This is a genomic window from uncultured Campylobacter sp., from assembly GCF_938018145.1.
Classification (GTDB): Bacteria; Campylobacterota; Campylobacteria; order Campylobacterales; family Campylobacteraceae; genus Campylobacter_A.
Map to the genome: position 1 here is coordinate 1 of NZ_CALIII010000293.1, position 3382 is coordinate 3382.

A 3382-nucleotide genomic window follows, 5' to 3' on the forward strand; every position below is an offset into this window, starting at 1 on the left:
TCGCGCGAAACGGCGGCGAGAGCTGTTCTTTTAGCTCGTCTAATGTAAAATCAAGCAAATTTTTCAAATGATTTCCTTTTGTTTTAGGTATTTTTCGAGCTCTTTTTTGGCTTGCTCGTGGTTTTTTATAAAATCGGTATGTGCGTTTTTATCGCAAAAATTCGTCGCTACGAATATGCCGTAAGCCGGGATTTGAAATTTTTGTGCGACTTTAAGAACGGCAAAAAATTCCATATTTTCTAAAAAATATCCGCGCGCAAAAAGCTCGTGAGCTAAATTTTTGTCGGTCGTGATAAAATTTGATGAATTTACCTTGCATGTTCCACGTGGAACAACAGAAGCGATTTCGCTCTCTATCGGCGAATAGCTCTTGTTTTCTAGGCTTGAAATTTCGATGTTTGCCGCGGCCGAGCTCTCATAAATTTTAAAAACTTCACCATCTTTGTAAAGTCCTGCCGAGCCTATAAAAATGATTTCTCTCGGTAGTGCGTTTGAAATTTTATCCGGATTTTGTGCGGATTTCGCGCTTTGCAAAATAGGCGAATCAATCAAATTTAGCCTCTCGTCAAGTTGCCGATTGGCCGTCAAATTTTGTTCGTATCTGCCGCAACTATCAACCATAGCTCTCTTTTGCAAAAGCGCCGTCAAATTTATGCTCATATCCACCAGGCCAACGCCCATCGGTAGCGCAAATGGAAATATCTCGTTTCGCCCCGCTGAAATAATCACGCCACGCCCTTTTGTGCGCTAAATTTGAGTTCAAATTTCACAGCCTAACCTCGATGCCTTGCTCTCGCAAATATGTCTTAAGTGCCTTGATTTCGATCTCTCTAAAGTGAAAGATAGAGGCTGCCAAACACGCGTCCGCACCCGCCAAAAATGCGTCCTTAAAGTGCTCCATCTTGCCCGCGCCGCCGCTTGCGATGACGGGAATATCAAGCGCGCTAAAAATGCGCGTCAAATTTAACTCAAAGCCGTTTTTAACGCCGTCGCGGTCCATCGACGTGAGTAAAATCTCGCCAGCACCGCGCTCCTTCGCCTCCTTCGCCCAAGCAAGCGCATCCTTGCCCGTATCTAGCCTACCGCCGTTTATAAAAACGCTATAGCCCTCGTCTGTTTTCTTTGCGTCGATCGCGACTACGACGCACTGCGAGCCGAATTTATTTGCCGCTTCGTCTATCAAATTTGGATTTTTTATCGCGGCTGAGTTGAGGCTGATCTTGTCGCAGCCCACATTTAGCAGGCGTGAGATATCGTCGATCGTGCGGATGCCCCCTCCAACGGTCAGCGGGATAAAAAGCTCGCGCGCGACCCGCTCTACGACGTCCACGATCGTATCGCGCTCAAGGTGCGACGCCGTGATATCGAGGAAGCACAGCTCGTCCGCGCCCTCCTCGTTGTAGCGTTTGGCTATCTCGACCGGATCGCCCGCATCCACGAGACCTACGAAATTTACGCCCTTTACCACGCGTCCGTCTTTGACGTCTAGGCACGGGATTATGCGTTTTGCAAAATGATTCATCGCTCTTCTTTAGCTAAAATTTTGCTTTATTTTAGCTAAATTTGACTTATCTAATCATTACATAAGATATTTTTGGGTAAAATCGGCGAAATTTAGGAAAAAAATGGAAAATATTAAAGCAAAAAAATGCTTCGGGCAAAATTTTTTACACGACGAAGCGACGCTAAACAAAATCATCCAAGCGATTCCCAAAGATACGCAAAATATCGTTGAGATTGGGCCTGGCTTAGGTGATTTGACATTTAGAATTTTGCGGATTTGCGGCGTAACTAGCTATGAGATAGATACCGAGCTTTTTGCGTTGCTACAAAAAAAATTCGCAAACGAAATTCAAAACGGACGATTGAAACTTTTTTGCAAAGACGCGCTGGATCAGTGGAGCGAAGACGGCTTAAACGATGAGCCGTATTTTTTAGCGGCAAACCTGCCCTACTACGTCGCTACGAAGATGATCCTAAATGCGATCGAAGACGAGAAATGTCGCGGCCTGGTCGTGATGATACAAAAGGAAGTCGCGCTCAAATTTAGCGCAAAAAGCGGCGATAGAGATTTTAGCTCTTTGGCGATTTTGGCCTCGCTTCAAGGCGGCTGCGAGCTGCTTTTTGACGTGGATGCGAGCTGCTTTAACCCGCCGCCGAAGGTGACTTCCTCGGTTATAAAACTGCAAAAAAGTAAAAATTTAATAGGCGAAACGGGTATATTTGAGAGTAAATTTGAATACGAAAAATTTAAAACTTACCTCAAAATCGCCTTTAGCGCGCCTAGAAAAACGCTAATGAAAAATTTGAGTTCAAGCTATAATAAGCCTGAAGTCGAGCGAATTTTTAGCATGTTAAATTTGAGCGCAAACATCCGTCCGCACGAGCTAAATGTCGATCTTTATCTAGAAGTATTTAAAAATTTAAAGGAAGATAATGAACGACAAAAACGAAGAAAAAGCGGTAGTTTCTCAGGGCAAGAGCAATAAAAAGCGCAGATTTCGCCCGAGAAATAAAAATAAGCAAGAAAATTTAGACCAAAACACGCAAAACGGCGAGCAAAAAGCTAGCCAAAGCGTGATAGATAATTTCTTTTTAGAGCCTTTTGACGGCGGCGAACAGCATGCCCAAAACGGCGAGCAAGCTAATACTAACAAACAAAACGGTAAAAGAAATCGTAGTAAAAATGGCAAACAAAACTCCCAAAATAGCGCGCAAAGCGAAAATAAAAACGCTAACAAGCAAGCCGCTAACGCCGAAAATCAAACGGGCGAAGCTAAGCCGAAAAAACAGCGAAAGCCGAAGAAAAATTTACCTGCCAAGCTAAGCGGAAACGAGCAGTGGCAGCAAGATATCGCCGCGTCTATGGAGGCAAACAAGGCCGTCCACGAACTGCGCCTGGAGCCGATGAAATACCTAAACTCGACCGATCACAGGATCCGCGTCACGCCTCTTGGCGGACTAGGCGAGATCGGCGGAAATATGACGATATTTGAGACCGACACGAGCGCGATCATCGTCGATATCGGCATGAGTTTTCCTAGCGAGAGTATGCACGGCGTGGATATCCTGATCCCTGACTTTGACTACGTGCGCAAGATAAAAGACAAGATAAAAGGCGTCGTCATCACGCACGCCCACGAGGACCACATCGGCGCAGTGCCCTACTTTTACAAAGAGTTTAAATTTCCGATTTACGCTACGCCATTGCCGCTGGGTATGATAAATAACAAATTTGAAGAGCACGGCCTAAAGCAGGAGCGTTCACTTTTTCGCTCGGTTGAGAAGCGTAAGCCGTATCTGATAGGAGATTTTGAGGTTGAGTGGATACATATCACGCACTCCATCATCGATGCTAGCGCGCTAGCCATCACGACAAAGG

4 protein-coding genes are annotated in these 3382 nt (G+C 45.2%); 2 read left to right on the forward strand and 2 right to left on the reverse strand.

Annotated elements, in window-relative coordinates; all coding sequences use genetic code 11:
- Window positions 1–63: 63 nt before the first annotated feature.
- Both Q0338_RS06795 and hisF read right to left on the reverse strand, forming a co-directional pair.
- A complete protein-coding gene (locus Q0338_RS06795) occupies window positions 64–729 on the reverse strand; it encodes a purine-nucleoside phosphorylase (protein WP_298086099.1) in 666 nt (221 codons plus the stop codon).
- A 37-nt stretch (window positions 730–766) separates the two neighbouring features.
- Window positions 767–1522, reverse strand: coding sequence for an imidazole glycerol phosphate synthase subunit HisF (gene hisF, locus Q0338_RS06800; RefSeq protein WP_298086100.1), 756 nt, complete (start codon window positions 1520–1522; stop codon window positions 767–769).
- Window positions 1523–1625: 103 nt separating this feature from the next.
- On the opposite strand from hisF, the gene rsmA reads away from it, so the two are divergent.
- Window positions 1626–2489, forward strand: a complete 864-nt coding sequence (gene rsmA / locus Q0338_RS06805) for a 16S rRNA (adenine(1518)-N(6)/adenine(1519)-N(6))-dimethyltransferase RsmA (protein WP_298086101.1) — start codon at window positions 1626–1628, stop codon at window positions 2487–2489.
- Window positions 2437–3382 (forward strand): ribonuclease J (locus tag Q0338_RS06810; RefSeq protein WP_298086102.1); only part of this gene is annotated, 946 nt, incomplete at its 3' end. The genes rsmA and Q0338_RS06810, both read left to right, overlap by 53 nt.